Origin of the sequence: Brevundimonas sp. G8 (assembly GCF_902506205.1) — a bacterium.
Classification (GTDB): Bacteria; Pseudomonadota; Alphaproteobacteria; order Caulobacterales; family Caulobacteraceae; genus Brevundimonas.
Genome location: NZ_LR732816.1, coordinates 3,195,418 through 3,221,802, shown reverse-complemented (window position 1 = coordinate 3,221,802; position 26,385 = coordinate 3,195,418). Strand labels below are relative to the sequence as shown.

Here is a 26,385-nt window from a genome sequence, read left to right as displayed (position 1 = left end):
CCTCCGACCCTCGGGTCAAGCCCGGGGGTGACGGCGGGGGTGGTCCCAAAAGCAGAGACCATTTGAGCAAGCTTATCGACCACGCCGTCCCGCTGATCCGGGCGGTCGTCATCCATCCCGACCGACGCTCGGACGGCCCTCGGCTGGCGAGCGAGCGCCTTGAGGAAGCCGTGGGCCTCGCCCGCGCGCTGGACCTTGACGTGCGCGCCGAAGAGATCGTGCGGCTTCGTGGGACCACGCCTGCCACTCTGTTCGGAACGGGCAAGGTCGAGGAGTTGGCCGCCCTAGTCCGCGCGGCCGATGCCGAGGCTGTCATCATCGACGACGCCCTGACGCCGGTGCAACAACGCAATCTGGAGAAGGAATGGGAGGTGAAGGTCATCGACCGCACCGGCCTGATCCTGGAAATCTTCGGTCGCCGCGCGCGCACCAAGGAGGGCCGGTTGCAAGTCGAGCTGGCGCGGCTCGACTATGAGAAGTCGCGGTTGGTGCGAACCTGGACCCACCTTGAGCGGCAACGCGGCGGCACCGGCTCGACCGGCGGCCCCGGCGAAACCCAGATCGAGCTGGACCGTCGACTGATCGCCGACCGGATCGTCAAGCTGAAGGCCGAGTTGGAGGATGTGCGCCGCACCCGCGGTCTGCACAGGAAACAGCGTCAGAAGGCCCCGTTCCCGACCATCGCTCTGGTCGGCTACACCAATGCGGGTAAGTCGACGCTATTCAACCGGCTGACGGGTTCCGAGGTTTTCGCCAAGGACCTGCTGTTCGCGACGCTGGACACGACCCAACGCACAATACGCCTGCCGCAGGGGCGCCCGGCGATCGTCGCGGACACCGTCGGCTTCATCTCCGACCTGCCGCACGAACTGGTCGAGAGCTTCCGCGCCACCCTGGAAGAGGTCGGCGAGGCCGACCTGATCCTTCACGTCCGCGACATCGCCTCGGCTGACAGCGACGCCCAGTCCAAGGATGTCGAGGCGGTGCTGAAACAGATCGAGACGCCTGAGGGCAAGACCCGTCGGGTGCTGGAGGTCTGGAACAAGATCGACCTGCTGGATGACGAGGCGCGCGAGGCGGTTCTTGGGCAGGCCGAACGTCTGTCAAAGGAGGGTGAAGCGGTCGCCGTCTCGGCCTGGACAGGCGAGGGGATCGAACCCCTGCGCCAGATCATCGCTGGTCTTATCGACGACGATCCGGAGACCCGTCTGACGCTGCCCCCTGAACAGGGCGAGGCGCTGGCCTGGCTGTACGAGCATGGCCGGATCACCCTGCGCGAGACGGACGAGCTTGGCCGTACTCACGTCACGGTCCGGCTTCATCCTGCGGCGCTCGGGCGATTCGAACGCCTGTATCCTGATCTGGCCGACTGAGTTCACATGCATCTGATCGAAACCGTTCTGCTTCTGCTTTTAGCCGTGGTGGTGTCGGGTTCCATCGCGCGGATCACGCGTATCGCCCTGCCGCTGGTGCAGATCGGGCTGGGGGCGGCGATCGTGCTGATCACCGGATCCACGGTCGATCTTGAACCGGACATCTTCTTCCTTTTGTTCCTGCCGCCGCTGCTGTTCCTCGACGGTTGGCGTATTCCCAAGGAAGACCTGTTCCGCGACCGGGCGGTGATCCTGGAACTGGCCTTGGGGCTGGTGCTGTTCACCGTCATCGGCCTCGGCTTCATGATCTGGTGGATGATCCCTGAGATGCCGCTGCCGGTGGCCTTCGCCCTGGCCGCCATCCTGTCGCCCACCGACCCCATCGCGGTTCAGGCCATCGCCTCGCGCGCACAAATCCCCAAGCGGCTGATGCATATTCTGGAAGGCGAATCGTTGCTGAACGACGCCACGGGCCTGACCTGCATGCGGATCGCCGTGATCGCGGCGACGACCGGCGCCTTTTCGATCGGCAGCGCCATCGGGACATTCGCCTGGCTGGCCGTGGCGGGCGTCGCGACCGGCGTCTTGGTGACTATGGCCATCAGCTACGCCAAGGCCTTCGTCAGCCGACGGTGGGGCGAGGATGTGGGGGCGCAGATCCTGGTCAGCCTGCTGATCCCGTTCGCCGCCTATCTGGTTGCGGAAGAACTGCATGGCTCGGGTATCCTGGCGGCGGTGGCGGCGGGCGTCACCATGAGCTTTACCGAACGCGGCACGCTCGGCGGACAGTCGATGGCGATGACGCGGATCCGGCGCAGCGTGGTGTGGGACACGGTGCAGTTCGTCGCCAACGGCATCATCTTCGTGATCCTGGGCGAACAGATGCCATCGATCATGTCGCGCGCGGCCGAGGTGGTGGCGGGCACCAGCCGACCCGAGGTGTGGTGGTTGGCGGTCTATGTCTTCGGCATCGTGGGGGCCTTGGCGGCATTGCGGTTCATCTGGGTCTGGACCTCGCTGAAGCTGACGCTGTTTCGTCGCCGTCATCGCGGGCCGCCTGCCAAGGTCGGCTTGCGTTTGACGATGGTGATGTCGTTGGCGGGGGTGCGGGGCGCGATCACCCTGGCCGGTATTCTGACCTTGCCGTTCGTCCTGGCGGATGGATCGCCGATGCCGTCGCGCAGCCTGGCGATCTTCCTGGCGGCGGGGGTGATCATCGTGTCGCTGCTGGTCGCCACCTTCGCCCTGCCACGTCTGTTGAAAGGCGTGGAGTTGCCGCCCGAGCCGTCGCACGAGCGCGAGGAGGACCGCGGCCGTGTCGCCGCCGCCTCGGCCGCCCTGCGGGCCATCGAAGACGTGTCGCACGCCATGGCCGAGGGCAAGCCGAACCCTGACCTCTATTCCGACATCGCCAGCCGGATCATGGAAGTCTATCGCCAGCGCATCGAGACGCACACGCGCACGGACGAGGACGACGCGGTCCTGTCGCGCAAGATCGACGATGTGGAACGCCGCCTGTGGCTGGCTGGCCTGGCCGCCGAGCGTGACGAACTGGGCCGGATGGCGCGGGCCAGGCAGATCGACGAGGTCACCGCGCGGCGGATGATCCGCGAGGTGGACCTGCAGGAGCTGCGGTATCTGTAACGGTCAGCGATCCATGAAGGCGGCGACCGCCTCGTAGCTGTCGGCGATGTGGTGGGCGCCGCGGGCGGTAAGCCGTTCGGCGTGGCCTTTGCGGATGTGACCGCCTGCGGTCAGGCCGACGACGGTCATGCCTGCTGCGACGCCGGCGGTGACGCCCGCCTCACTGTCTTCGATGACCAGAACGCGGGACGGATCGACGCCCATCGTCTTGGCTGCGTGCAGGAAGATGTCGGGGTGGGGCTTGCCCCGCTCGACCACCAGGCCGGTGAAGACCGAACCGTCGAAATGGTCGGTGAGGCCGAACAGGTCCAGGCCGACGCCGATCCAGTCGGGGCCGCTGGACGAGGCGATGCAGCGCGCCTCGGTCCGCGAGGCGACGAAGTCGATAACGCCGGGCACGGGTTGAAGTTGAAGCGGCGCGCGTTCGCGGCACGTCGCGAACCAAGTGGTGTGGAAATCCTCGGGGCAGGGACGGCCCAGGGCGGCCTCGACCACAGGCCGGTTGTCACGCCAGCGCTTGCCTGTATAGGCGGCCAGCACGTCGTCCAGGCTGGTCGGCAGGCCGATGGCGGTCAGTTGCTCGGCCATGACAGTGCTGTTCAGCACCTCGCTGTCGGCGACCACGCCGTCGTAGTCGAAGATGATCAGGTCGTAGGTCATGCGGCGGCTCAGGCTTTGGGAGCGGCCTTCTCGGCGACCTTTGCGGCGTCCCAGAGGCGGTCCATCTCTTCCAGCGTGGACTGGTCGGGTGTGCGACCGTCCTTGGCCAGTTCCGCCTCGATGAAACCGAAGCGGCGTACGAATTTGGCGTTGGTGGCGCGAAGCGCATCCTCGGGCTCGACGTCCAGCTTGCGGGCCAGGTTGGCGACGACGAACAGCAGATCGCCCAGTTCCTCGCGCGCCTTGGTCATGTCGCCGGCGGCGATCTCGACGCGCAGTTCCGCGACCTCTTCGGCCAGCTTGTCGAACACCTCGTCGGTCGAGGGCCAGTCGAAGCCGACGCGGCCGGCGCGTTTCGTCAGCTTGGCGGCGCGGGTCAGGGCGGGCAGGCCGACGGGGACGTCGTCCAGGACGCCGGGTTTCTTGCGGTCTTTCCGCTCGGTGGCCTTGATGGCTTCCCAGGCGACGATTTGTTCCTTTGACGAGCGCTGGGCTTCGTCGCCGAAGACGTGGGGGTGGCGACGTTCCAGCTTGTCGGAAATGGCCGTGACCACGTCGTCGAAGGCAAACAGCCCCTGTTCCTCGGCCATGCGGGCGTGGAAGACGACCTGGAACAGCAGGTCGCCCAGCTCGCCCTTCAGCTCGTTCAGGTCGTTGCGCTCGATGGCGTCGGCGACCTCGTAGGCCTCTTCGATCGTATAGGGGGCGATGGTGGCGAAGGTCTGCTCCACGTCCCACGGACAGCCGCCATTGGGATCACGCAGCCGCTCCATGACGCCGAGCAGACGGTCGATGGGCCTCAAGTGCGGGCTCCGTCGCGGGCTTCCAGGGCGAGACGGATCTCGTCGTGACGTTTCGGCGTCAGGGGATAACCCTTCAGCACCCAGGCGGCGGCGGCCAGAAGCAGGCCGGGGACCAGGATGAACAGGATCTGGAGCGTCAGCAGGGAGAAGTCGCTGTTTCCGCCTGCCTCCGGGATCGCCTTGAAGCCCACCCATTGCAAAATCAGGTAGGGGATCAGGGCCACGACATGGCCGATCTTGGTCGTCGCCGACAGGATGGAGAACATCAGACCGGTGCGGTCCACGCCGGTCTCCAGACGCACCTCGTCGCCAGCGTCGGCCATCATGGCGCGAAGCAGGAACAGGCCGGCGGCATAGGGCAGGCCGGCGATGAACATGGCGCCTGCCGTCAGGGCGAAGTTGCCGCCGGGGACCAGGGTCGCAGCGATATAGAGGGCGGCGAAGATCAGACTGGCTACGGCCAGGGCCTTATCCTTGCCGATCCGCGTGGCCAGCCAGGCCCAGATGGGCGCGCCGCACAGGCCGGCGACGAAATAGAACAGCATGAAGAGGCCGGCCTGGCTGTGGTCGTAGCCCTTGATCTGGCCAAAGAAGAAGAACAGCAGCGAGCCGGTGATGCCGGGAGCGACGCCCAGCAGCAGATCGGCGATCAGCAGCTTCCTGACCGTGGGCATCTTCAACAGGGCCAGATAGGCGCTCAGCCCCCCGTGGGGCTGCTCGCCCGCATTGACCGGCTCGGGCACGGCGACCATGGCCAGGCCGATGGTCAGGGGCAGGGCGATCAGGATGGCCCAGCCCATGATACGCACGCCGTCGGCGTAGGTGCCGATGCCCGTCTGGACCACCACGGTCGGCAGGACCAGGATCAGGATCACGCCGATGATGTTGAAAACCTGCCACCAGCCATAGACGCGGCTGCGCTGGTCATACTGGGGGGCGAGCACGGCGGCCCAGCCGAGCTGACCCAGGGTGCCGATCGAGAAGCCGAGATAGAGAACAAGCAGCCAACCGAACAGATAGGCGGGCCCGGCGCCCGGCTGGACCACCACGAACATCATGAAGGCCGACAGCATCAGGATCGGCGTCGACAGCGCCATCCACGGACGATAGCGGCCGAACCGGGTCTTGGTCTTGTCCATGCCCCAGCCGATGAAGGGGTCGAAGACGATGTCGATCAGGCGCACGGCCATGAAGACGGCGGCGACGACGCCCAGCTCCAGCCCCACATGGGTGGCGTAGAACTCCGGTAGGGTGACGGGCAGGGCGACGCCGAAGGCCGCCAGCGGCAGGCAGGGGCCGGAAAAGGCGGCGAGCACCGCATTGGAGCGGCGGGGGGCGGTCGGCGCGGCGGTGGGCATGCGTCGGTCCGAAAGGCGCGGCGCGAGTCGGCCGCACGCCACCATGCCAGTGATCGGCGAAGCATGCACTTGTGAGATCGACCGGCTTGGGGCTTCCTGTGCGCCATGTGGCGAAGTCTTCTTGCGTTTCTGTCCCTGTGCTTCGCCCTGGCTTTCGCCGTTGGTGCGCGTGCGGCCGGCCCCTGCCACACCAATGCCGACGGCTGGCAGGCGCAGGCACTGGCGAATGCGGCCTCGGCCTATGGGATGGAATGGGCGCCGTTCGGGGCGGCGGAGTGGGGGTGGCAGGCCTATCTGCCGCTGATCCAGCAGGAACTGCATACGGCCTGCGGCCCCGGCACGCCGGTCTTCGCGTCGCAACTGGCGGGGTTTCAGCAGACCTACGGCCTGGCGCCCACCGGCCTGTTCGACGCCGCGACGTTTCAGGTGTTCAGGGGGCTATGGCAGGAGCGGCGGCCGTTCGTGATGGCGCGGGTCGGCGGGGCCTGTCCCGAGCCGCCCCCGATCAATCAGCTGGGCTATCTGGTCGCCGAGGAGGAACATGCCGACCGGCTGACGCGGTTGCTGCGCCGTGATGTGCTGGACGCCTATCGCCGGCTGGTCGCTGCCGCGCGCGCCGAGATTCCCGAGGTCGCGGCCAATCCCGAGCTGTTGCAAATCTTTTCCGGCTTCCGCGACCCGGAGGCGGATGCGGCGCGCTGCGCCCAGCAGGGAAATTGCGACGGGCTGCGCCGCGCCGTCTGTTCGCCGCACAGGACCGGGACGGCGGTCGATCTCTATGTCGGCCAAGCGCCGGGGCAGGGCGTCGATTCGACCTCGCCGGCCAGCCGCGAACATATGGCGCGGACGGCGACCTATCGTTGGCTGGTGGCGAACGCCGGGCGGTTCGGGTTTACGCCTTACGTTTATGAGCCCTGGCACTGGGAGTATGTACGGCCGTGGGATCCTTCGTTCGCGCCCTGACCGCGGGTGAGGCGGCCCTGGCACGCGAGGCGTTCGGGGCGGCCTTGCAGCTTGAGACCGTGCGGTTGATCGGCTGGCCGTTCCGGCGCGCCTTCGTCGCCGGGCGCTGGTTCGGGCGTGACTGGATCGTCTGGCCGCACAAGGCGATGGCCGGGGATTTCGCCTCGGCCTCGCTGCATATGCAGGGCGTGCTCGTGCATGAGCTGACCCATGTCTGGCAGGCGCAGCAGGGGGTGAACCTGCTGTTCGCCAAGCTGAAGGCGGGAGACGATGCGGCCGCCTATGCCTATTCAGCCGACCCAGACTGTCGCTGGGATTCTTTGAACATTGAGCAGCAGGCCATGGTGATGGAGCATCGCTTTCATCGGATGCGCGGGGGGAGGGCGCCGGGCAGCGACGCCTTCTATGACGCGGTCTGTCCTTTCGTGCGTTGAAATCCGACGGGGGGCTTGCATGAGCAGAACTGACACGCCAAGTTAGCAACGGTCGTTGTTGCGAATTACGGCCGGTCATTCAACGGAGCCTCCCCATGCCAAAAATCCTCGTCCTCTATCACTCCACCTATGGCCACATCGAAACCATGGCTGAAGCGGTCGCCGAGGGCGCGCGCGAGGTCGAAGGCGCGGTGGTGGACATCAAGCGCGTGCCGGAAACCGTGCCGGAAGACCTGGCCAAGGCCTCGCACTACAAGCTGGACCAGAAGGCGCCGATCGCCAAGATCGACGACCTGAAGGAATATGACGCCGTCATCATCGGCGCAGGCACCCGCTTCGGCTCGGCCGCGTCGCAGATGCGCGCCTTCCTGGACCAGGCCGGCGGCCTGTGGTTCAGCGGCACCCTGATCGGCAAGATCGGCGGCGCCTTCACCGCCACGGCGACCCAGCACGGCGGCCAAGAAACCACCTTCCAGGGCCTGCACAACTTCTTCATGCACCACGGCATGCCGGTGGTGGGCCTGCCGTATTCGTACCAGGCCATGATGACGCTGGACTCGGTCGAGGGCGGTTCACCCTATGGCGCGACGACGATCACGGGCGGCGACGGTTCACGTCGGCCCAGCGAGATCGAACTGGGCGGCGCCAGGTTCCAGGGCAAGCATATCGCCGAATTGGCGAAGAAGCTGCACGGCTGATCCGATGCGCCAGCCCGCCGTCTTCTTCGGTCACGGTTCGCCCATGAACGCGCTTGGCGGTCCCTATGGGGCTGCCTGGCGCGCGCTGGGCGAGGCCATCGGCAAGCCCAAGGGGGTGGTGATGATCTCCGCCCACTGGGAGACGCGCGGGCTGGGCGTCACCGCGCAGGCCCGTCCCGAAACCATCCATGATTTCGGAAACTTCCCGCGCGAACTTCACGAGATGCAATATCCCGCGCCCGGCTCGCCCGAACTGGCGGCTCGGGTGGCGGAACTGACCGGTGCGGTCCAGACCCAGCAATGGGGACTGGATCACGGGACCTGGTCGGTGCTGGTTCACGTCTGGCCTAAAGCTGACGTGCCGGTGGTGCAACTGTCGCTGAACCGCGAACTGACGGCGCGCCAGCATTACGATCTGGCCAAGGCGCTGAAGCCGCTGCGGGATGAAGGGATGGTCATCGCCGGCTCGGGCGACTTCGTCCACAATCTGCGGACTTGGAAACGCGAGGACGGCGCCGAACCCTATGCTTGGGCGACCGAGTTCAACGACGCGGTGAAGAGGGCGTTCGAACGGGGCGACCACGACGCGCTAATCGAATGGGTAGACCTGGCCGAGGACGCCCAGATGAGCGTGCCGACCGACGAACACTATCTGCCCGTGCTCTATATCGCCGCTCAGCAGGATCCGGGCGAAGCGGTCAGCTTCTTCAACGATCGCATCGACGGCGGCTCGATCTCGATGACTGGCGTCAGGATCGGCTGATCAAGCCGCTTTTTCGGCCTCGACCATCTTCTGGATCGAGACGTAGTCGGTCTTGCCCGTGCCCAGGACCGGGACCTCGGCGACCTTGACGATCTTCTTGGGCACGATCAGTTCGGGCGCGCCGTTGGTGCGGGCCCATTCGGCCAGAGGCGCGACCTCGGCCTCGGCGTGGTCGGTGACCAGAACCAGCTTCTCGCCCTTGCGGCTGTCGGGGATCGAGACGACAGCGTGGCGCTGGTCCGGCCAGACGGCGCCGGCGATGCCTTCGACGGCGGTCAGGGACACCATCTCGCCGCCGATCTTGGCGAACCGCTTGGCGCGGCCGCGGATGGTGACATAGCCGTCGTCATCGACATCGACGATGTCGCCGGTGTCCAGCCAGTCGTCGCCGATGGGATCCCAGGCCAATGGCTCGGCCGAGGTGACATAGCCGCTCATGACGTTGGGGCCGCGCAGCATCAGCCGGCCGCCCGCGTCGATGCCCTCGACCGGCTCAAGCTTCCAGTCGATGCCGGGCAGGACCTGACCCACCGTGCCGGGCGCGTTGCGGTCGGGGTGGTTGACCGCGATGACGGGCGAAGCCTCTGTCGCGCCGTAGCCTTCGAGCAGTTCGACGCCGCCGAATTTGGTGTTGAACAGGGTACGGGTTTCCTCGCGCACCTTCTCGGCGCCGGCGACCACGAACTTCAGCGTCGAGAAGTCGTTCGGCTCGGCGACGCGACCGTACTGGTTCAGGAAGGTGTCGGTCGCGAACAGGATCGAGGCGTTCACCTGGGGCAACAGGTCGGTGATCTGTTTGGCGTGCAGCGGCGACGGATACTGGAACGCCTTCAGCCCTTGCAGCAGCGGCAAGATAACACCGCCGGTCAGGCCGAAACAGTGGAAGGTCGGCAGGGGATTGAACATCACCCATTCCGGCAACAGGTCGATATGGGCAGCCACCTGACGCGCGTTGGCGACCAGGTTGCGCTGGCTCAGCACCACGCCCTTGGGCGTGCCGAAACTGCCGGATGTGAACAGGACGACGCCCGGCGCATCCGGGTCCGTCTTGACGCGGAACCGTTTGGGCGCGGCGCCAGCGGCGAGGCCGTACAGCTTGTCGGCCAGACCGATGGTCTTGCGAACGTCGTCCAGCCATACGACTTCGGCGACGGTCATCAGCTCGACGATCAGGTCCTCCAGCTTGGCCTGGTCGATGAAACGTTTGGCGGTCAGCACCTTCTTGACGCCCGAGGCCTTGATGGCCGCCTTCAGATTGGCCTCGCCGGCGGTGAAGTTCAGCATCACCGGCACACGGCCGTGGGCGTGCAAACCAAAGAAGGTGACGACCACGCCCATCGACGAGGGCAGCAGGATGGCGACTCGCTCGCCCAGATCGGTCATGTGGGCGATCTTGCGACCCAGCACGAAGGCGGCGCGGATCAGGCCGGTGTAGCTGAGCGGATGGCGATCCTGGTCCTCCAGGATTTCCTTGTCGCCGAACCGCGCCCGCGCATCGATCAGGGCGTCGATCAGGGACGAGTCGTAAAGCGAGGAATCCAGGGCCTGGCGCAAGCGCGTCTCCTACGGAGGGCGCGGACGACCCTCTCTGTTGTTCGGGCGTCTGTCATTAATGACGCCGCGTCATCTTGAAAAGATGCGTAACGTCGCGTGAGTTCCGAGGCGCGATAACGCCTGCGACAAGTCTGTTACCCGGTGTGCCTTGCCTTAAGGCCCTCAAAGTCCGAAATACCGGGAATGGTCACCCTGATCGACACCCTTCAGCGCAAGCCTTCCGAGCTGCGTCACCCAGAAAAACAGAACCGGCCCGAGTCGGTCGTTCTGAAAAAACCCGACTGGCTGCGCGTCAGGGCGCCCGGTTCGGGCCAATATAACGCCACCAAGGAGATCGTCCGCTCCAAGGGGCTGGTGACGGTCTGCGAAGAGGCGGCCTGCCCGAACATCGGCGAGTGCTGGAGCCAGAAGCACGCCACCCTGATGATCATGGGCGACACCTGCACGCGGGCCTGCGCCTTCTGCAACGTCAAGACCGGCCTGCCTCAGCCCCTGGATCCGGAAGAGGCCGGCAAGGTCGGTCTGGCGGTCCAGCAGATGGGTCTGAACCACGTGGTGATCACCTCGGTCGACCGCGACGACGTGTCGGACGGCGGCGCGGCCCACTTCGCCGAGGTGGTGCGCCAGATCCGCATCCAGGCGCCGGGCACCACCATCGAGATTTTGACGCCCGACTTCCTGCGCAAGGATGGGGCCGCGGCAGTGATGATCGACGCCAAACCGGACGTCTTCAACCACAACCTCGAAACCGTTCCGCGCCTGTATCTGAAGATCCGGCCGGGCGCCCGATACTTCCACAGCTTACGCCTGCTGCAGATGGTCAAGGAGCGCGACCCGGAACAGTTCACCAAGTCGGGCATCATGGTCGGACTGGGCGAGACCAAGGAAGAGGTCATGCAGGTAATGGACGACATGCGGTCCGCCGGCGTCGATTTCATCACCATCGGCCAGTATCTGCAGCCGACGCGCAAGCACGCCGCCATCGACCGTTTCGTCACGCCGGAAGAGTTCAAGGCCTATGAGGCGATCGCCCGGGCCAAGGGCTTCCTTATGGTGTCCTCGTCACCGCTCACGCGTTCGTCGCACCACGCCGGCGACGATTTCGCCCGGCTGAAGGCGGCGCGCGAGGCCCAACTGCGTCGCTAAGTTCCGTATGTCCGTCCACCGCGTCACGCGCATCCTTCCGTATGCGCCCGAACAGCTTGCCGATCTGGTTGCAGACGTGCGCGCCTATCCCGACTTCGTGCCCTGGGTCACGTCGATGCGGGTGTGGAACGAACGGGCCGAAGGCGAGGGCGTCACCGTGCTGGACGCTGAGGCCGGGGTCGGCTTCTCCTTCCTGAAGGAGCGGTTCTCCACCTGGGTCCGGCATGACCGGAACGCGCCCAAGGTCGAGGTCGGCCTGCTGCGCGGGCCGTTCAAGCATCTGAACAACCGGTGGGAGTTCTTTCCGCATCCCGATGGCGCGCGGCTGGAGTTCATGATCGACTTCGCCTTCAAATCGAAGATGCTGGACCTGATGCTGTCGGCCAACTTCGACCGGGCGGTGGAAAAACTGATCGGCTGTTTCGAGGCCGAGGCGAAGCGGAGATACTCCAGGCCATGAGTTTCGATTTCGACGCGACCGTCGTGGGGGCCGGGGCTGTGGGCCTGGCCTGCGGTCGGGCGTTGTCGAAACGGGGCCTGACGGTGCTGGTGCTGGAGAAGGAACGCCACATCGGCCAGGGCGTCTCGTCGCGCAATTCCGAGGTCATCCACGGCGGTCTCTATTATCCGACCGGATCGCTGAAGGCCCGCTTGTGCGTTGAGGGGCGGCGCGCCCTCTATGACTTCCTGGCCAGCCGCAAGATCGATTATCGAAAATGCGGCAAACTGGTCGTGGCCACGCAAGAGGCCGAGGTCGAGCGGATCGAGGCCATCTTCGAACAGGCGACGGCGAACGGAGTCGAAGGGCTGGAGCATCTGACCGGCGCCCAGGCGCGGGCGCTGGAGCCCGAACTGAATGCTCATGCCGCCATCCTGTCGCCCGAGAGCGGCCTGTTCGACAGCCACGGCTATATGCTGGCCCTGCAGGGTGAGATCGAGGACGCGGGCGGATCGGTCGTGGTCTCGGCCCCGTTCGAAGGCGCCGAACCGCTGCCGGGCGGCGGCTTAAGCGTTCGTGTCGGCGGGGAGGGGGCGATGCAGGTCACCAGTCGCCTGCTGGTCACGGCGCCCGGCCTGTCGGCGCAAACCGTGGCGGCGACCATCGTCGGCTATCCCGCCAGCGACATTCCCGCCGGTCATTTCGGCAAGGGCGTTTATTTCCGGCTGGTCGGCAAGGCGCCGTTCGACCGGCTGATCTATCCGCCGCCCTTACCCGGCGCGCTGGGCACCCATTACCGCAAAGACCTGGGCGGGCAGGCCGTGTTCGGCCCCGATCTGGCCTATGTCGAGACCGAGGACTATTCGGTCGATCCGGCCAAGGCGGAGGATTTCACCACCTATATTCGCCGCTTCTGGCCGAGCCTGCCCGACGGCGCCCTGACGCCCGACTATGCCGGCATCCGGCCAAAGCTGCATGGGCCGGGTGAGTCGCAACCGGACTTTCAGCTGCACGGACGCGAGCATCACAGCATCGACGGCCTGATGGCGCTGTTCGGCATCGAGAGCCCCGGCCTGACCAGCTCCCTGGCCATCGGCGAGGCCGTAGCCGCCGCCCTGACGGAGACCGCATGACCGAACGCGAGAAGATGCTGGCTGGGCTACCCTATGACCCAGGCGATCCCGATCTGCGCGACGGTCGCGCCCGCGCGGTCGGCCTGACCGTCGCCATCAATGCCGAGCCGGATCGCGACAGGCGCGGGGCACTGGTCAACGAGCTGGTGAACGCCGCCGACGGCAAGGCGGTGATCATGCCCGGCTTCTTCTGCGACTACGGCGTCAATATCCACATGGGTGCGCGGGCCTTTGCGAACGCCAATTGCGTGTTTCTGGATTGCGCCGAAATCCGCATCGGCGACAACTTCCAGGCCGGGCCTGGGGTGCAGCTTCTGACGCCCGAACATCCGCTGGACGCCGTCGCGAGGCGCGGCGAGGAGACGGCGCGGCCCATCGTCATCGGCGACGACGTCTGGATCGGCGGCGGCGCCATCGTTCTGGCCGGCGTCACCGTCGGCGACCGGTCGGTGATCGGCGCTGGCGCCGTGGTGACCAAGGATGTGCCGTCCGATGTCGTGGTGGTCGGCAATCCGGCCAAGATCGTCCGTCGCCTGACGCCTGCTTAAACGCCTTGAAATCCTCGTAAGGTTCATGCATAAGCCGCGCCTCGCGTGGCGGCTCTGTTTGGGCCGCCGCTATTGTTTTCGCGCTTGATCAGGCTTCGGCTCTGGGCGGCGCCCGACTTAGAAGATTGATACGGACATGGCCGTTCCGAAGCGGAAAGTATCCCCCTCGCGTCGCAACATGCGCCGCGCCCACGACGCCCTGACCTCGAACGTCTATGTCGAGGACAAGGACACAGGCGAGCTGAAGCGCCCGCACCACATCGACCTGAAGACCGGCACCTATCGCGGTCGTCAGGTCATAACGCCGAAGGAAGACTAGTCTTTCGGTGATCCTGGCTTCGGCCGGACGAAGAATTCGACGGCGCGCGGTGACCCGCGCGCCGTTTTCGTGCGTTCAATGCGGTGAAGCTTCCAATGGAGACGCCGCATGATGATTCGTTTCGCCGCCGTCAGCGCCTGTGCGCTGCTGACCCTCGCCGCTTGCAGCAGGGAACACCCCGACTCCGCGCCGGCGCCCGCTTCGCCTTCGGCGGAAACGCCCGTAACGCCGACGATGCCCGCAGCCGACCCTAATGCCTTGACGGCTGACGGGCTGGGCGTTGCGCGAATCGGCATGACGCGGGCCGAACTGGTGAAAGTCTGGGGCGATGATTCCCAGCCGAACGCCGTGGGCGGCGCCGATCCTGAGACCTGCGACCAGTTCCATCCCGCCAATGCGCCGGCAGACGTGCAGGTGATGATCCAGAACGGCGTCCTTACGCGAATCACCTTGGCGCGCGGCGCGACCACAAAGACCGACCGCGGGTTCGGCGTCGGCGACACCTCCATGGCGATCAAACAGGCATACGGCGGCGCCATCTTCGCCCAACCGCACAAGTATCAGGACGCGCCGGCAGAGGACCTGTTCGCCTGGTCGCGAGGCGGCTCGACCACCTATGTCACCGACCCGGCGGCGCGCGGCGTCCGTTACGAGATCGGCAGCGACGGCAAGGTGATGATGGTCCATGCCGGCGACCCGTCGATCCAACTGGTCGAAGGCTGTTCCTGACGCCAGGCGGCGATGTCGGCATTGGCGTTTGGCGGGGAGGCGGCTAAACCGTCGGACCTCCCTTGCCCCTTGAGCCAAAGAGCCGAGCCATGACCGACATCGCCGACATCGTCGCCCGCCAGATCCTCGACAGCCGGGGCAATCCGACGGTTGAAGTCGATGTCACGCTGGAAGACGGTTCCTTTGGCCGCGCCGCCGTGCCTTCGGGCGCCTCGACCGGCGCGCACGAAGCCGTCGAACTGCGCGACGGCGACAAAGACATGTGGGGAGGTAAGGGCGTTCAAAAGGCGGTCGACGCCGTCAACGGCGAGATCTTCGACGCCCTGTCCGGCATGGACGCCGAGCAGCAGCGCCGCATCGACGAAGCGATGATTGACCTGGACGGCACGCCCAACAAGGCGCGTCTCGGCGCCAATGCCATCCTTGGCGTGTCGCTGGCCGTCGCCAAGGCCAGCGCCCTGTCGGCCAATCAGGAACTGTATCGTTACCTTGGCGGCGTCTCGGCCCGCGTCCTGCCGACCCCGATGATGAACATCATCAACGGCGGCGCCCACGCCGACAACCCGATCGACATCCAGGAGTTCATGATCCTGCCGACGGGCGCCGAGACCTTCTCGGACGCCGTGCGGATGGGCGCCGAAATCTTCCACGCCCTGAAGAAGCAGCTGAAGGACGCCGGCCACAACACCAATGTCGGCGACGAGGGCGGCTTTGCCCCGAACCTGGCCTCGGCTGACGAAGCCTTGAGCTTCATCACCAAGGCCGGGCAGGCGGCCGGCTATCTGGCGGGCGAGGACTTCCACCTTGGCCTGGACGTCGCCTCGACCGAGTTCTTCAAGGACGGCAAATACATCATGACCGGCGAGGGCAAGACCGTCGACGCCGACGGCATGGCCGCCTATCTGGTCGATCTGTGCGAGCGCTTCCCGATCGTATCGATCGAGGACGGCATGGCCGAGGATGATTTCGACGGCTGGCGCCTGCTGACCGAACGCCTGGGCGACCGCGTGCAACTGGTCGGCGACGACCTGTTCGTGACCAATCCGGCGCGTCTGGCTGCAGGCATCGGCGAAGGTCTGGCCAACTCCATCCTGATCAAGGTCAACCAGATCGGCACCCTGTCCGAGACCCTGGACGCCGTCGATATGGCCCACCGCGCCGGCTACACCGCCGTGATGAGCCACCGTTCGGGCGAGACTGAGGACTCGACCATCGCCGACCTGGCGGTGGCCACCAACTGCGGGCAGATCAAGACCGGTTCGCTGGCGCGTTCGGACCGGGTGGCGAAATACAACCAGCTGCTGCGCATCGAAGAGATGCTGGGCGACCAGGGCGTCTATTTCGGCGACGGCATGCTGCTGAAATAAGAAACTGAATTGTCGGCGGAGAATCAGCGTTCTCCGCCGACTATCTTACGGTCAAGCTACATTTCGTTAGGCATTTTCGGGCACGGTTCCTGAACTGTGTTTTCGCGCTCAGAAGGAGCGTTTTAAGTGCCTGAACGGATGAAACCTTACCGCCTGTCCTTCGCCCTGTTGTTGCTGCTTGCCTATCTTGGGGTGCAAGCGCTGACGGGCGAGCGCGGCTTGTTGAGCGGCTCGTCCCGCGATGCCCTGCTGGGGCAGCGCGAGGACCAATTGGCGCACCTGACCGAACAGCGTCGCGACCTTGAGACGCGCGTGCGTTATCTACGCACCGACAGTCTATCCCGTGATCTGCTGGAAGAGCGCGCCCGCGCCGTGCTGGGCTTCTCTGACCCCCGCGATTATGTGATCCGTCTTCCGGCGCCTGCCGCGCAGGGCTGAGACCTTCTCCCGACTTGAACTATTGTTACAGGGGTGCCCGCACCCCTTTGCGTTCCGGGAAGGAAGGCTGCTAAAGCCCCTTTCCGTAACGATAAGAAGGCGTCGGCTCTCGACGCCTAGCCGGGAGATACCGGATGGCGAAAGCCCCAGCCAAATCCGCTCAGACGACTTCGCCTGACAAACTGCCCAACACGCCGACGGCGTCTAAGGAGGACCTGCTTCGCTTCTATCGCGAGATGGTTCTGATCCGCCGCTTCGAGGAGCGTGCTGGACAGCTCTACGGCATGGGTCTGATCGGCGGCTTCTGCCACCTGTACATCGGCCAGGAGGCCGTGGCCGTCGGCGTTCAGGAGAGCGTCAAACAGGGCCACGACAAGATCATCACCGGCTATCGTGACCACGGCCACATGCTGGCCGCCGGCATGGATCCCAAGGAAGTCATGGCCGAGTTGACCGGCCGCAGCGGCGGCTCGTCCAAGGGCAAGGGCGGGTCGATGCACATGTTCGACGTGCCGACCGGCTTCTACGGCGGTCACGGCATCGTCGGCGCCCAGGTGGCGCTGGGCACCGGCTTGGCCTTCGCCGGCAAATACCGCGGCGATGATTCGGTGGCCTTCGTCTATTTCGGCGACGGCGCCTCGAACCAAGGTCAGGTCTACGAGAGCTTCAACATGGCGCAGCTGTGGAAGCTGCCGGCCATCTACATCATTGAAAACAATCAATACGCCATGGGTACGAGCATCGAGCGCTCGTCGTCCACGACCGAACTGTATCAGCGCGGCGCCAGCTTCGGCATTCCGGGCGAACAGGTCGATGGTATGGACGTGCTGGCCGTTCGCGACGCCACGGCCCGTGCGGTGAAGCGCGCCCGCGAAGGCGGCGGTCCCTTCATTCTGGAAGTAAAGACCTACCGCTATCGCGGCCACTCGATGTCCGATCCGGCGAAATACCGGACCAAGGAAGAGGTGGACGAGGTCAAGAAGACCCGCGATCCGATCGATCACCTGAAGATGCTGCTGGCGGCCGCCAATGCGACCGAGGACGAGCTCAAGGTTATCGACACTGAAATCAAGGCGATCGTCGCCGAAGCTGTTCAATTCGCCCAAGAGAGCCCGGAACCCGATCCGTCCGAGCTCTATACCGACGTCTACGTGGAGGCCTGATCCGTGACCGACATTCTGATGCCGGCGCTGTCCCCCACGATGGAAGAGGGCACGCTGACCAAATGGCACATCAAGGCGGGCGACACCGTGTCGGCCGGCCAGGTGATCGCCGAGATCGAAACCGACAAGGCCACGATGGAAGTCGAGGCGGTGGATGAAGGCGAAGTGCTGGAAATCCTCGTCGCCGAAGGCGCCGAGAACGTGAAGGTCAACACGCCGATCGCGCGTCTGGCCGGAGAAGACGGCGCAGCGGCGCCCGCGCCCAAGGCAGCCGAAGCCGAGGCGCCCAAGGCTGCGGCCGAGGGGAAGACCGGTGATCCCGAAAAGGCCCCGCCACAGACTTCGACCCCCAAGGTCGAGCTCCGCGACCCGGAAATCCCGGCCGACGCCAAACTGGTCAAGACGACCGTGCGCGACGCCCTGCGTGACGCCATGGCCGAAGAGATGCGTCGTGACGACCGGGTCTTCCTGATCGGCGAGGAAGTCGCCCAGTATCAGGGCGCCTACAAGGTCAGCCGCGACCTGCTGCAGGAGTTTGGCGACCAGCGTGTCGTGGATACCCCGATCACCGAGCACGGCTTCGCCGGCCTGGGGGTCGGCGCCGCCATGTCGGGCCTGAAGCCAATCGTCGAGTTTATGACGTTCAACTTCGCCATGCAGGCGATCGACCACATCATCAACTCGGCCGCCAAGACCCTGTACATGTCGGGCGGTCAGATCCGTGCGCCCATCGTCTTCCGCGGCCCGAACGGCGCCGCTTCGCGCGTCGGCGCCCAGCACAGCCAGGACTATTCGGCCTGGTACGCCCAGGTGCCGGGCCTAAAGGTGATCGCGCCCTATGACGCCGCCGACGCCAAGGGCCTGCTCAAAGCCGCCATCCGCGACCCGAACCCCGTCGTCTTCCTCGAACACGAGATGATGTACGGTCTGGAGTTCGATGTGCCGGACGTCGAGGACTACGTTCTGCCCATCGGCAAGGCCAAGGTCCGTCGCGAGGGCAAGGACGTCACCATCACGGCCCACAGCCGCATGGTCGGCTTCGCCCTCCAGGCCGCCGAGAAGCTGGCCGAAGAAGGCATCGAATGCGAGGTCGTCGATCTGCGCACCCTGCGTCCGCTGGACACCGACACCATCGTCGAGAGCGTCAAGAAGACCAGCCGCCTGGTCTCGGCCGAAGAAGGCTGGGGTCCGATGGGCGTCGGCGCCGAGGTCGTGGCTCGTGTCATCGAACACGCCTTCGACTATCTGGACGCCCCACCGCTGCGGGTGCACCAGGAGGACGTGCCGCTGCCTTACGCCGCCAATCTGGAAGTCTTGTCGCTGCCGGGCGTGGATAAGATCATTGCAGCCGTGAAGCAGGTGATGGCGTGACCCAGGCCGAGATCGCCTTGACCGTTCCGGACAGCGTTGCTGCAGATCCTCAAGCCATCGAACTGGTGCGCTTCTGGTGGTCCAAGAACGAACCGGTCATGGCGATCAAGCCTGCCTTCGAGCACCCTCGATCCTATGGCCGGATGTTGGCCGTGATGGCTCGCAATGTCGCGCACGTCTATGCGACCAGTCGGGGTTTCGACGAAAACCAAGCCTATCAAGAAATACTGGCCGGACTGCGCGAGGCGCTGGACGGCCCTGCGATGCAGACCGTCGCTGAACCCAAGACCAGGAACGCCTGATGACCGATATCCTGATGCCGGCCCTGTCTCCGACGATGGAGGAGGGCGTCCTGGCCAAGTGGCACGTCAAGGTCGGAGACGTCGTCTCCGCCGGCGACGTGATCGCCGAGATCGAAACCGACAAGGCCACGATGGAAGTCGAGGCGGTGGACGAGGGCGAGATCACCGACATCCTGGTCGCTGAAGGGTCGGAAGGCGTGAAGGTCAATACGCCCATCGCCCGCCTGAAGGATGAAGGCGGAGCCGCCGCGCCCAAGGCCGCGGAAAAGCCCGCCGCCAAGGCCGAGGAAGCGCCGAAGGCCGAAGCCGCTCCCGTCGCTGAAGCGCCCAAGGCCGCCGCCGCTGCTGCACCGAAATCGGATAATGGCGAGCGCATCTTCTCCTCGCCGCTGGCGCGTCGTATAGCTGCGCAGAACGGCGTCGATCTGAAGTCGATCAAGGGCACCGGCCCGCACGGCCGCATCGTCAAGCGTGACGTCGAGGGCGCGCCGAAGGGCGCCGCTCAACCTGCCTCCTCGACGGCGACCGCCGCCGCCGCGACCTCGGGCATCGAACCGCGCAAGGCACAGTCGCTGGCCCAGATGGGCATACCGGACGGCAGCTACGACCTGATCCCGCTGGACGGGATGAAGAAGGCCGTGGCGCGTCGCATGGTCGACAGCATACAGAACGTCCCGCACTTCCCACTCTTCATCGACGTCGAGATAGACCAGCTGATGGCCGTCCGCGCGAAGGTGAACAAGATGCTGGAGCCGCAGGGCATCAAGGTGTCGGTCAACGACTTCGTCATCAAGGCTGCGGCCCTGGCCCTGAAGATGGTGCCGGAGGCGAACGCCTCCTACACGCCCGAAGGCATCGCCATGCACCACAACGCCGACGTCTCAATGGCGGTGGCGATCGACGGCGGCCTGATCACCCCGATCATCAAGAAGGCCGAGACCAAGGGTCTGGCGCAAATTGCGACCGAGTCCAAGGACCTGGCCAAGCGCGCCCGCGAACGCAAGCTGAAGCCGGAAGAGTTCCAGGGCGGCACCTTCTCGGTGTCCAACCTGGGCATGTTCGGCATCAAGCAGTTCACCTCGATCATCAATGAACCTCAGGGCTGTATCATGAGCGTGGGCGCGGGCGAGCAGCGCGCGGTCGTCAAGAACGGCCAGGTCGTGCCGGCCACGGTCATGACCGTCACCCTGACCTGCGATCACCGCGTGGTGGACGGCGCGACCGGCGCCCGTTTCCTGCAGGCGTTCAAGCCGCTGATCGAAGATCCCGTCGCGATGCTGGCGTAAGGGGAGGGCGAGGTCATGACCTCGGTCTATGACTTCTCCGCCCGCGCCATCGACGGCACGGAGGTTTCGCTGGACCGTTTTCGCGGTCAGGCGCTGCTGATCGTCAATACGGCGTCCAAGTGCGGTTTCACCGGCCAATATGACGGTCTGGAAAAGCTGCACCGGACCTTCGCCGACCGGCCGTTCGAGGTACTGGGCTTTCCCTGCAACCAGTTCGGCGAGCAGGAGCCGGGCAGGGCGGCGGAGATCGCCGCCTTCTGCGCCACCAGTTTCGACGTGACCTTTCCCCTGTTCGACAAGGTGGAGGTCAACGGGCCGAACCGGCACCCGCTCTATGCCTGGCTGACCGAACAGAAGCGCGGCTTCCTCGGCTCCAAGGTCATCAAGTGGAACTTCACCAAGTTCCTGACCGACCGCGAGGGCAGGGTGGTCTCCCGCTACGCGCCCCAGACTGAACCCGAGGCCATCAAGGCCGACATCGAGAAGTGGCTCTGATCATGGCTGACACCTTCGACTTCATCGTCATCGGCTCGGGCCCCGGCGGCTATGTCGCGGCGATCCGCGCCAGCCAGCTGGGTCTCAAGGTCGCAATTGTCGAGCGCGAGAACCTGGGCGGCATCTGCCTGAACTGGGGCTGTATCCCCACCAAGGCTCTCCTGAAGTCGGGCGAGAAGTTCGAGAGCCTGTCGCACCTGAAGGACTACGGCCTGTCCGCCTCCGGCGCCTCGTTCGACTTCGACGCCATCATCCAGCGCTCGCGCGGCGTCGCGGCGACGATGAACAAGGGCGTCGCCTTCCTGATGAAGAAAAACAAGATCGAGGTGATCGAGGGTTCGGCCAAGCTTGAGAAGGGCGCCACTGCACCCAAGGTCGTCGTCGCGCTGAAGGCCGGCGGTTCGCGCACCCTGGACGCCAAGTCGGTCATGCTGGCCGTCGGCGCCCGCGCTCGCGCCTTGCCGCAGATCGGTTTGGAGGCTGACGGCGACAGGATTTGGGCCTATCGCGACGCCCTGGCGCCCAAGAGCCTGCCCAAGTCCTTCGTCGTCATCGGATCGGGCGCCATCGGCATCGAGTTCGCCAGCTTCTATCGCGCTCTGGGCGCCGAGGTGACGGTCGTCGAGGCGGTTGAGCGCATCATGCCGGTCGAGGACGAGGAGGTCTCCAAGGCCGCCCAGAAGTCGTTCGAGAAGCGCGGCATCAAGTTTAAGCTCGGGGCCAAGGTGACCAAGGTCACCAAGTCCGCTTCGGGTGTGAAGGTGGACGTCGAGATCGGCGGCAAGGCCGAAACGCTTGAGGCCGAGGTCTGCATCTCGGCCGTTGGCATCACCGCCAACACCGACGGCATTGGCCTGGAGACGCTGGGCGTCGAACTGGACCGCGGCCACATCAAGACCGACAGCCACTGCCAGACCAACGTCAAGGGCCTGTTCGCCATCGGCGACTGCGCCGGTGCGCCTTGGCTAGCGCACAAGGCGTCGCACGAAGGCATCCACGCCGCCGAGTTCATCGCCGGCTACAAGACCCCGAACGTCCATTCGCCCATCGCCGGCTGCACCTACGCCCAGCCGCAGGTCGCCTCGGTCGGCATCACCGAACAGGCCGCCCGCGCCGAGAAGCGCGACGTCAAGATCGGCCGCTTCCCGTTCCGCGTGAACGGTAAGGCCGTCGCCGCCGGCGAGGTGGACGGCTTCGTCAAGGTGATCTTCGACGCCAAGACCGGCGCCCTGATCGGCGCCCATATGATCGGCCACGAAGTGACCGAGATGATCCAGGGCTATGTCACCGCCATCACCATGGAGGCGACGGAAGAAGACATTCACGGCATTGTTTATCCGCACCCGACCATGTCGGAGGCGATGCACGAGGCGGCGCTGGACGCGTACGGACGCACCATCCACCTCTGATCCTGCCGTGAGGTGATCCTCTGGCGTGATCCGGGGGATGACGGCGAGAGGGCGCAGGACTAGGCTTTCCTCTGAATGGGGGAAGATCGGATGGTTTCTCTGCTGCGCGAACGGGTGAAGGGCGAGCACGCCCGCGTCGGCTTTGTCGAACTGTTTTTCGATCTGGTCTTCGTCTTCGCCATCACCCAGATCAGTCATCTGCTGATCCAGCATTTGACCCCGCTCGGCGCGCTCCAGGCCCTGATGCTGATGGCCGCCGTCTGGTGGAGCTGGATCTACACGTCCTGGGTCACGAACTGGCTGGACGTGGAGCGGACGCCGGTGCGGATCGCCCTGTTCGCGATCATGGCGGTCGGTCTGGTCATGTCCATCGCTCTGCCGGAAGCGTTTGGTGAAAGAGGACTGATCTTCGCCGGCGCCTTCGTCGCCATCCACGTCGGTCGCGCCCTGTTCATGCTGTGGGCCGCGCGGAGCGACCGGGGTCTGACACGCAACTTCCAGCGGATCTTGAGCTGGGCGTTGCTGTCCGGCGTCTTCTGGATCGCGGGCGGGTTCGCCGATCCTGAGCAGAGACTGTTATGGTGGCTGGGCGCACTGGCGGTGGAATACGCCGGTCCAGCGTCGGGCTATCGCACGCCGGGGCTCGGCCGCGCCGCCACAGCGGACTGGACGGTCGAGGGCGCACATCTCGCTGAGCGTGTCGGCCTGTTCGTGATCATCTGCCTAGGCGAGACCCTGCTGGTCACGGGCGCCACTTTCGCGGAACTGCCGTGGAGCGCTGCGACCATCGCCGCGTTCGCCTCCAGTTTCCTGACCACCATTGCGATGTGGCAGCTTTATTTTGGCCGCAAGCACGAGGCCGCGTCGGAGTTCATCGCCCATGCCCGAGACGCCGGCGCCATCGCCCGTCGGGCTTATACCTATGCACCCATCGTCCTGATCGCGGGCATCGTAGTGTCCGCTGTGGGAGACGAGTTCGTCCTGGCCCATCCCTTGGGCCATTCGCAGGCGCACATGACCGCCGCCATCCTAGGCGGACCGGCCATCTTTCTGTTCGGATCGTCGCTGGCGGCCTATTGCGTGTGGGGACGCTGGGCGGTCGATCGGCTGGCGGCCTGCGGCGCCCTGGTTCTGCTGATGGCGGCGGCTCTAACCGGCTTGGCGCCTCTACCGTCCCTGTGGCTCAGCCTGCTATCGACAGCGATGCTGCTCGGTGTCGTCGCCTGGGAGGCGCGCCGAAGCCGAAATTGAGGCTTGGCGTCAGCGCTTCTTGCCCAACTCCGCCGCGATGTCCTTGGTCATGCGGCCGACCTTGCGGTGGGCGGCGGTGATCTGGTCGCGGGTCACGCCCCAGCGCTTCATCCAGTATTCGACCGACTGCCGTTCCGACAGGTCGATGCGGTCCTTGTCGATGAAGCCGCGCTTGTCTTTGAGGCCCGCCATGGTCGGCTCCGTCTGCTGGGGTGGATCGCCGGGTTAGGCCTTCTCGACGAAACTGTCGATCACGCGCTTCTCGCCAGCCTTTTCGAAATCGACCAGCAGTTTGTTGCCCTCGATGACGCGGACGTTCCCGTAGCCGAACTTCTGGTGAAAGACGCGTTCGCCTTTTTTCCAGCCGGAACTCGACTTGGGGTCGGCCGTGGCGATCAGGCGGCCGTCGCCCTCGATGACGGCCTTGCGGGCCGGAATCTTGTTCGGCGTCTGGGCGGCGGTGAAGGATTGGGCGCGTTTCCACCCGGGGGAGGAATAGCCGCTGCCGAACGAGGGCGCGTCGTCCCATCGGCTCTTGGCCTCCTTCATGCCGGCCGAGGCGCCGTAATAGCCGGTGTCGGATTGCGGATCGACGTGGGCGATGGGCAGTTCGTCGACGAAACGGCTGGGTAGCTGCGAGGTCCAGCGGCCATACACTAGTCGGTTGGCGGCGAACGAGATCCGCGCGTCCTGCTTGGCGCGGGTGACGCCGACGTAGGCTAAACGCCGTTCCTCCTCCAGACCCTTCTCGCCCTTTTCGTCGATGCTGCGCTGGCTGGGGAAGACGCCTTCCTCCCAGCCGGGCAGGAAGACCAGCGGGAACTCCAGCCCCTTGGCCCCGTGAAGCGTCATGATCTGAACTGCGCCGTCGCCATTGGGATCGTCGCTGTTCGCGCGCTCGAGATCCATGACCAGGGAGACGTGCTCCAGATAGGCCTGCAGAGTCTCGAACTGCTGCATCGACTGGGTCAGTTCCTTAAGGTTGTCCAACCGGGTCTGGCCGCTGGTCCGGTCGGCCTTTTGCATGTCGGTGTAGCCGCTTTCCTCCAGCACTGTTTCCATGATCTGCCAGTGGGGCGTGGTCTCGGACAGGGCGCGCCAGCGATCGATGTCGCGCACGAAGTTGGACAGGGCGGTGCGGGTGCGGGCCTGAAGCTCGTCGGTGTTGATCAGGCCGCGCACGGCGGTCAGGGCGGACAGGCCGTGCTGGCGGGCAAGTTGCAGAACCTTCTGCACGCTGGTGTCGCCGATGCCGCGCTTGGGCACATTGACGATCCGCTCGAATGCCAGGTCGTCGTCCTCGGACTGGATCAGCCGCATATAGGCATGGGCGTCGCGGATCTCGGCCCGTTCGAAGAAGCGCGGGCCGCCGATGACGGCATAGGGGATGGCCAGCATGACCAAACGCTCCTCGAACGCCCGCATCTGGAACGAGGCGCGGACCAGGATGGCCATGTCCTTGAATTTCAGGCCCGGCTCGCCTGCGTGAGGACGTCGCGCTGTCTCGATCTCGTCGGCGATCAGGCGGGCTTCGGCCTCGCCGTCCCAGACGCCGCGCACCCGTACCTTGTCGCCGCTGTCGTCCTCCGTCCAAAGGGTCTTGCCCAGCCGGTCGCGGTTGGCGGCGATCAGGCCCGAGGCCGCGCCCAGGATATGGCTGGTCGAGCGATAATTGCGCTCCAGCTTGACGATCTTGGCGCCGGGGAAGTCGCGTTCGAAGCGCAGGATGTTGTCCACCTCGGCGCCACGCCAGCCATAGATCGACTGGTCGTCGTCGCCGACGCAGCAGACGTTGCCGGTCGAGGCCGTCAGCAGCCGCAGCCACAGATACTGGGCGACATTGGTGTCCTGATACTCGTCGACCAGGATGTAGCGGAAGCGGCGGCGGTATTCCTCGGCCAGGTCCGCATGCTGCGACAGGATGGTGATGTTGTGCAGCAAGAGGTCGCCGAAGTCGCAGGCGTTGAGGCTGCGCAGCCGCGCTTGATAGGCGGCGTACAGGCCCTGGCCCTTGCCGTTGGCGAAATCCTCGCCGGGCGGCAGTTTCTCGGGCGTCCAGCCTCGGTTTTTCCAGTGGTCGATCAGGCCGGACAGCGACTTGGGCGTCCAGCGTTTGGTGTCGATATTGGCGGCTTCCAGCAGCTGTTTCAGCACCCGTTCCTGGTCGTCGGTGTCCAGGATGGTGAAGCTGGACTTCAGCCCGACCAGTTCGGCGTGACGGCGCAGGATCTGGGCGGCGACCGAGTGGAAGGTGCCCAGCCACCGCAGGCCCTCGGCCGAGGGACCGATCAGATGGGTGATCCGCTCGCGCATCTCGCGCGCGGCCTTGTTGGTGAAGGTGACGGTCAGCAGTTCCCACGGCTTGGCCCGGCCCGTCGCCAGGATGTGCGCCAGGCGCGTGGTCAGGACCCGGGTCTTGCCCGTGCCAGCGCCGGCTAGAACCAGCACTGGCCCCTCGGTCGTCTCGACCGCCTCGCGTTGTTCCGGGTTCAGCCCCTTCAGATAGTCACGTGACGCCTCGCCCTCGGGCGCGCGGGCTCGCGCCATGTCGGAAATACGGGGGGCGGGGAGATCGGTCACAGGCGCAGAAACATCCGTCAATCAGATTCGAAACCGGAACATAAGGGGACCGCGCGGCAATGTCAGGGCCGCCGCCACAATGAAACCTCGGAACCCGGCGGATCGACGACAGGTTCCTAGGTGCGATGCAGCGAAACACTCACACGAGGAAGGCGGCTT

At 65.5% G+C, this 26,385-nt stretch carries 27 protein-coding genes; 21 read left to right on the top strand and 6 right to left on the bottom strand.

The window, feature by feature from the left end; translation table 11 throughout:
* The first annotated feature begins 62 nt into the window (after positions 1 to 62).
* Together hflX and CHRYSEO8AT_RS15635 are read left to right on the top strand one after the other, a co-directional pair.
* Positions 63 to 1,373, top strand: coding sequence for a GTPase HflX (gene hflX / locus CHRYSEO8AT_RS15640; protein WP_159851469.1), 1,311 nt, complete (start codon positions 63 to 65; stop codon positions 1,371 to 1,373).
* A gap of 6 nt (positions 1,374 to 1,379) precedes the next feature.
* On the top strand, positions 1,380 to 3,017 hold the full coding sequence (locus CHRYSEO8AT_RS15635) for a Na+/H+ antiporter (protein WP_159851468.1): 1,638 nt from the start codon (positions 1,380 to 1,382) through the stop codon (positions 3,015 to 3,017).
* Between the two features lie 3 nt (positions 3,018 to 3,020).
* Here CHRYSEO8AT_RS15635 and CHRYSEO8AT_RS15630 read toward each other — a convergent pair whose 3' ends face one another.
* Genes CHRYSEO8AT_RS15630 through CHRYSEO8AT_RS15620 form a run of 3 tightly spaced genes read right to left on the bottom strand, consistent with a single transcriptional unit; the run spans position 3,021 to position 5,838 of the window.
* The gene (locus tag CHRYSEO8AT_RS15630) at positions 3,021 to 3,677 is read right to left on the bottom strand and encodes an HAD family phosphatase (protein ID WP_159851467.1); all 657 of its coding nucleotides are present in this window, start codon (positions 3,675 to 3,677) and stop codon (positions 3,021 to 3,023) included.
* Positions 3,678 to 3,685: 8 nt separating this feature from the next.
* Complete coding sequence (mazG, locus tag CHRYSEO8AT_RS15625) at positions 3,686 to 4,480, bottom strand: nucleoside triphosphate pyrophosphohydrolase (RefSeq protein ID WP_159851466.1); 795 nt, start codon at positions 4,478 to 4,480, stop codon at positions 3,686 to 3,688.
* The gene (locus CHRYSEO8AT_RS15620) at positions 4,477 to 5,838 is read right to left on the bottom strand and encodes an MFS transporter (protein ID WP_159851465.1); all 1,362 of its coding nucleotides are present in this window, start codon (positions 5,836 to 5,838) and stop codon (positions 4,477 to 4,479) included. The genes mazG and CHRYSEO8AT_RS15620 overlap by 4 nt, the downstream gene beginning before the upstream one ends.
* A 105-nt stretch (positions 5,839 to 5,943) precedes the next feature.
* Between CHRYSEO8AT_RS15620 and CHRYSEO8AT_RS15615 the strand changes: the two genes are divergently transcribed.
* The 4 genes from CHRYSEO8AT_RS15615 to ygiD all read left to right on the top strand — a co-directional run bounded on the left by CHRYSEO8AT_RS15615 (position 5,944) and on the right by ygiD (position 8,696).
* A complete protein-coding gene (locus tag CHRYSEO8AT_RS15615) occupies positions 5,944 to 6,801 on the top strand; it encodes a D-alanyl-D-alanine carboxypeptidase family protein (protein WP_159851464.1) in 858 nt (285 codons plus the stop codon).
* Positions 6,777 to 7,235, top strand: a complete 459-nt coding sequence (locus CHRYSEO8AT_RS15610) for a hypothetical protein (RefSeq protein ID WP_236547577.1) — start codon at positions 6,777 to 6,779, stop codon at positions 7,233 to 7,235. The genes CHRYSEO8AT_RS15615 and CHRYSEO8AT_RS15610 overlap by 25 nt, the downstream gene beginning before the upstream one ends.
* 95 nt (positions 7,236 to 7,330) lie before the next feature.
* Positions 7,331 to 7,933: an NAD(P)H:quinone oxidoreductase gene (gene wrbA, locus CHRYSEO8AT_RS15605; protein ID WP_159851463.1), complete on the top strand. Its 603-nt coding sequence runs from the start codon at positions 7,331 to 7,333 to the stop codon at positions 7,931 to 7,933.
* Positions 7,934 to 7,937: 4 nt separating this feature from the next.
* The gene (gene ygiD / locus CHRYSEO8AT_RS15600) at positions 7,938 to 8,696 is read left to right on the top strand and encodes a 4,5-DOPA dioxygenase extradiol (protein ID WP_159851462.1); all 759 of its coding nucleotides are present in this window, start codon (positions 7,938 to 7,940) and stop codon (positions 8,694 to 8,696) included.
* Here ygiD and CHRYSEO8AT_RS15595 read toward each other — a convergent pair whose 3' ends face one another.
* Positions 8,697 to 10,250 (bottom strand): AMP-binding protein, encoded by a 1,554-nt coding sequence (locus CHRYSEO8AT_RS15595; protein ID WP_159851461.1) that lies wholly within the window; start codon positions 10,248 to 10,250, stop codon positions 8,697 to 8,699.
* Between the two features lie 183 nt (positions 10,251 to 10,433).
* On the opposite strand from CHRYSEO8AT_RS15595, the gene lipA reads away from it, so the two are divergent.
* The 15 genes from lipA (at position 10,434) to CHRYSEO8AT_RS15520 (ending at position 23,646) form a co-directional block, all read left to right on the top strand.
* Positions 10,434 to 11,396 (top strand): lipoyl synthase, encoded by a 963-nt coding sequence (lipA, locus tag CHRYSEO8AT_RS15590; RefSeq protein ID WP_159851460.1) that lies wholly within the window; start codon positions 10,434 to 10,436, stop codon positions 11,394 to 11,396.
* Positions 11,397 to 11,403: 7 nt separating this feature from the next.
* Positions 11,404 to 11,856 (top strand): type II toxin-antitoxin system RatA family toxin, encoded by a 453-nt coding sequence (locus CHRYSEO8AT_RS15585; RefSeq protein ID WP_159851459.1) that lies wholly within the window; start codon positions 11,404 to 11,406, stop codon positions 11,854 to 11,856.
* Entirely contained in the window at positions 11,853 to 12,968 is a 1,116-nt protein-coding gene (locus tag CHRYSEO8AT_RS15580) for an NAD(P)/FAD-dependent oxidoreductase (protein ID WP_159851458.1), read from the top strand. The genes CHRYSEO8AT_RS15585 and CHRYSEO8AT_RS15580 overlap by 4 nt, the downstream gene beginning before the upstream one ends.
* Entirely contained in the window at positions 12,965 to 13,516 is a 552-nt protein-coding gene (locus CHRYSEO8AT_RS16260; RefSeq protein ID WP_159851457.1) for a sugar O-acetyltransferase, read from the top strand. The genes CHRYSEO8AT_RS15580 and CHRYSEO8AT_RS16260 overlap by 4 nt, the downstream gene beginning before the upstream one ends.
* Before the next feature lie 136 nt (positions 13,517 to 13,652).
* Positions 13,653 to 13,835, top strand: coding sequence for a 50S ribosomal protein L32 (rpmF, locus tag CHRYSEO8AT_RS15570; RefSeq protein WP_026108365.1), 183 nt, complete (start codon positions 13,653 to 13,655; stop codon positions 13,833 to 13,835).
* A 108-nt stretch (positions 13,836 to 13,943) separates the two neighbouring features.
* Complete coding sequence (locus CHRYSEO8AT_RS15565; RefSeq protein WP_236547575.1) at positions 13,944 to 14,564, top strand: hypothetical protein; 621 nt, start codon at positions 13,944 to 13,946, stop codon at positions 14,562 to 14,564.
* 89 nt (positions 14,565 to 14,653) lie between these two features.
* Positions 14,654 to 15,931 (top strand): phosphopyruvate hydratase, encoded by a 1,278-nt coding sequence (gene eno / locus CHRYSEO8AT_RS15560; RefSeq protein ID WP_159851456.1) that lies wholly within the window; start codon positions 14,654 to 14,656, stop codon positions 15,929 to 15,931.
* 138 nt (positions 15,932 to 16,069) lie between these two features.
* Positions 16,070 to 16,369, top strand: coding sequence for a septum formation initiator family protein (locus tag CHRYSEO8AT_RS15555; protein WP_159851783.1), 300 nt, complete (start codon positions 16,070 to 16,072; stop codon positions 16,367 to 16,369).
* A 134-nt stretch (positions 16,370 to 16,503) separates the two neighbouring features.
* Positions 16,504 to 17,532, top strand: a complete 1,029-nt coding sequence (gene pdhA / locus CHRYSEO8AT_RS15550) for a pyruvate dehydrogenase (acetyl-transferring) E1 component subunit alpha (RefSeq protein WP_159851455.1) — start codon at positions 16,504 to 16,506, stop codon at positions 17,530 to 17,532.
* Positions 17,533 to 17,535: 3 nt separating this feature from the next.
* Positions 17,536 to 18,903 (top strand): pyruvate dehydrogenase complex E1 component subunit beta, encoded by a 1,368-nt coding sequence (locus tag CHRYSEO8AT_RS15545; protein ID WP_159851454.1) that lies wholly within the window; start codon positions 17,536 to 17,538, stop codon positions 18,901 to 18,903.
* Complete coding sequence (locus CHRYSEO8AT_RS15540; protein ID WP_159851453.1) at positions 18,900 to 19,205, top strand: DUF5076 domain-containing protein; 306 nt, start codon at positions 18,900 to 18,902, stop codon at positions 19,203 to 19,205. The genes CHRYSEO8AT_RS15545 and CHRYSEO8AT_RS15540 overlap by 4 nt, the downstream gene beginning before the upstream one ends.
* Positions 19,205 to 20,491, top strand: a complete 1,287-nt coding sequence (locus CHRYSEO8AT_RS15535; protein WP_159851452.1) for a pyruvate dehydrogenase complex dihydrolipoamide acetyltransferase — start codon at positions 19,205 to 19,207, stop codon at positions 20,489 to 20,491. Before CHRYSEO8AT_RS15540 ends, CHRYSEO8AT_RS15535 begins: the two co-directional genes overlap by 1 nt.
* A 15-nt stretch (positions 20,492 to 20,506) precedes the next feature.
* Positions 20,507 to 20,986, top strand: a complete 480-nt coding sequence (locus CHRYSEO8AT_RS15530; RefSeq protein ID WP_159851451.1) for a glutathione peroxidase — start codon at positions 20,507 to 20,509, stop codon at positions 20,984 to 20,986.
* Positions 20,987 to 20,988: 2 nt separating this feature from the next.
* Entirely contained in the window at positions 20,989 to 22,395 is a 1,407-nt protein-coding gene (lpdA, locus tag CHRYSEO8AT_RS15525) for a dihydrolipoyl dehydrogenase (protein WP_159851450.1), read from the top strand.
* Between the two features lie 90 nt (positions 22,396 to 22,485).
* Complete coding sequence (locus CHRYSEO8AT_RS15520) at positions 22,486 to 23,646, top strand: low temperature requirement protein A (RefSeq protein ID WP_159851449.1); 1,161 nt, start codon at positions 22,486 to 22,488, stop codon at positions 23,644 to 23,646.
* 9 nt (positions 23,647 to 23,655) lie between these two features.
* Here the strand turns inward: CHRYSEO8AT_RS15520 and CHRYSEO8AT_RS15515 are convergent, their stop codons facing one another.
* Both CHRYSEO8AT_RS15515 and CHRYSEO8AT_RS15510 read right to left on the bottom strand, forming a co-directional pair.
* Entirely contained in the window at positions 23,656 to 23,838 is a 183-nt protein-coding gene (locus tag CHRYSEO8AT_RS15515; protein ID WP_008259491.1) for a DUF3606 domain-containing protein, read from the bottom strand.
* A 33-nt stretch (positions 23,839 to 23,871) separates the two neighbouring features.
* Entirely contained in the window at positions 23,872 to 26,193 is a 2,322-nt protein-coding gene (locus tag CHRYSEO8AT_RS15510; protein ID WP_236547624.1) for an ATP-dependent helicase, read from the bottom strand.
* Positions 26,194 to 26,385: the final 192 nt, after the last annotated feature.

Excerpts from the sequence above, each read along its gene's own strand:
- rpmF (WP_026108365.1), top strand. The coding sequence starts at position 13,653 with ATGGCCGTTCCGAAGCGGAAAGTATCCCCCTCGCGTCGCAACATGCGC.
- CHRYSEO8AT_RS15520 (WP_159851449.1), top strand. The coding sequence starts at position 22,486 with ATGGTTTCTCTGCTGCGCGAACGGGTGAAGGGCGAGCACGCCCGCGTC.
- CHRYSEO8AT_RS15580 (WP_159851458.1), top strand. The coding sequence starts at position 11,853 with ATGAGTTTCGATTTCGACGCGACCGTCGTGGGGGCCGGGGCTGTGGGC.
- wrbA (WP_159851463.1), top strand. The coding sequence starts at position 7,331 with ATGCCAAAAATCCTCGTCCTCTATCACTCCACCTATGGCCACATCGAA.
- CHRYSEO8AT_RS15555 (WP_159851783.1), top strand. The coding sequence starts at position 16,070 with ATGAAACCTTACCGCCTGTCCTTCGCCCTGTTGTTGCTGCTTGCCTAT.
- CHRYSEO8AT_RS15565 (WP_236547575.1), top strand. The coding sequence starts at position 13,944 with ATGATGATTCGTTTCGCCGCCGTCAGCGCCTGTGCGCTGCTGACCCTC.
- CHRYSEO8AT_RS15620 (WP_159851465.1), bottom strand. The coding sequence starts at position 5,838 with ATGCCCACCGCCGCGCCGACCGCCCCCCGCCGCTCCAATGCGGTGCTC.
- CHRYSEO8AT_RS15530 (WP_159851451.1), top strand. The coding sequence starts at position 20,507 with ATGACCTCGGTCTATGACTTCTCCGCCCGCGCCATCGACGGCACGGAG.
- CHRYSEO8AT_RS15585 (WP_159851459.1), top strand. The coding sequence starts at position 11,404 with ATGTCCGTCCACCGCGTCACGCGCATCCTTCCGTATGCGCCCGAACAG.
- CHRYSEO8AT_RS15515 (WP_008259491.1), bottom strand. The coding sequence starts at position 23,838 with ATGGCGGGCCTCAAAGACAAGCGCGGCTTCATCGACAAGGACCGCATC.
- eno (WP_159851456.1), top strand. The coding sequence starts at position 14,654 with ATGACCGACATCGCCGACATCGTCGCCCGCCAGATCCTCGACAGCCGG.
- CHRYSEO8AT_RS15535 (WP_159851452.1), top strand. The coding sequence starts at position 19,205 with ATGACCGATATCCTGATGCCGGCCCTGTCTCCGACGATGGAGGAGGGC.
- lipA (WP_159851460.1), top strand. The coding sequence starts at position 10,434 with ATGGTCACCCTGATCGACACCCTTCAGCGCAAGCCTTCCGAGCTGCGT.
- CHRYSEO8AT_RS15630 (WP_159851467.1), bottom strand. The coding sequence starts at position 3,677 with ATGACCTACGACCTGATCATCTTCGACTACGACGGCGTGGTCGCCGAC.
- CHRYSEO8AT_RS16260 (WP_159851457.1), top strand. The coding sequence starts at position 12,965 with ATGACCGAACGCGAGAAGATGCTGGCTGGGCTACCCTATGACCCAGGC.
- lpdA (WP_159851450.1), top strand. The coding sequence starts at position 20,989 with ATGGCTGACACCTTCGACTTCATCGTCATCGGCTCGGGCCCCGGCGGC.
- CHRYSEO8AT_RS15615 (WP_159851464.1), top strand. The coding sequence starts at position 5,944 with ATGTGGCGAAGTCTTCTTGCGTTTCTGTCCCTGTGCTTCGCCCTGGCT.
- ygiD (WP_159851462.1), top strand. The coding sequence starts at position 7,938 with ATGCGCCAGCCCGCCGTCTTCTTCGGTCACGGTTCGCCCATGAACGCG.
- pdhA (WP_159851455.1), top strand. The coding sequence starts at position 16,504 with ATGGCGAAAGCCCCAGCCAAATCCGCTCAGACGACTTCGCCTGACAAA.
- CHRYSEO8AT_RS15635 (WP_159851468.1), top strand. The coding sequence starts at position 1,380 with ATGCATCTGATCGAAACCGTTCTGCTTCTGCTTTTAGCCGTGGTGGTG.
- CHRYSEO8AT_RS15510 (WP_236547624.1), bottom strand. The coding sequence starts at position 26,193 with ATGGCGCGAGCCCGCGCGCCCGAGGGCGAGGCGTCACGTGACTATCTG.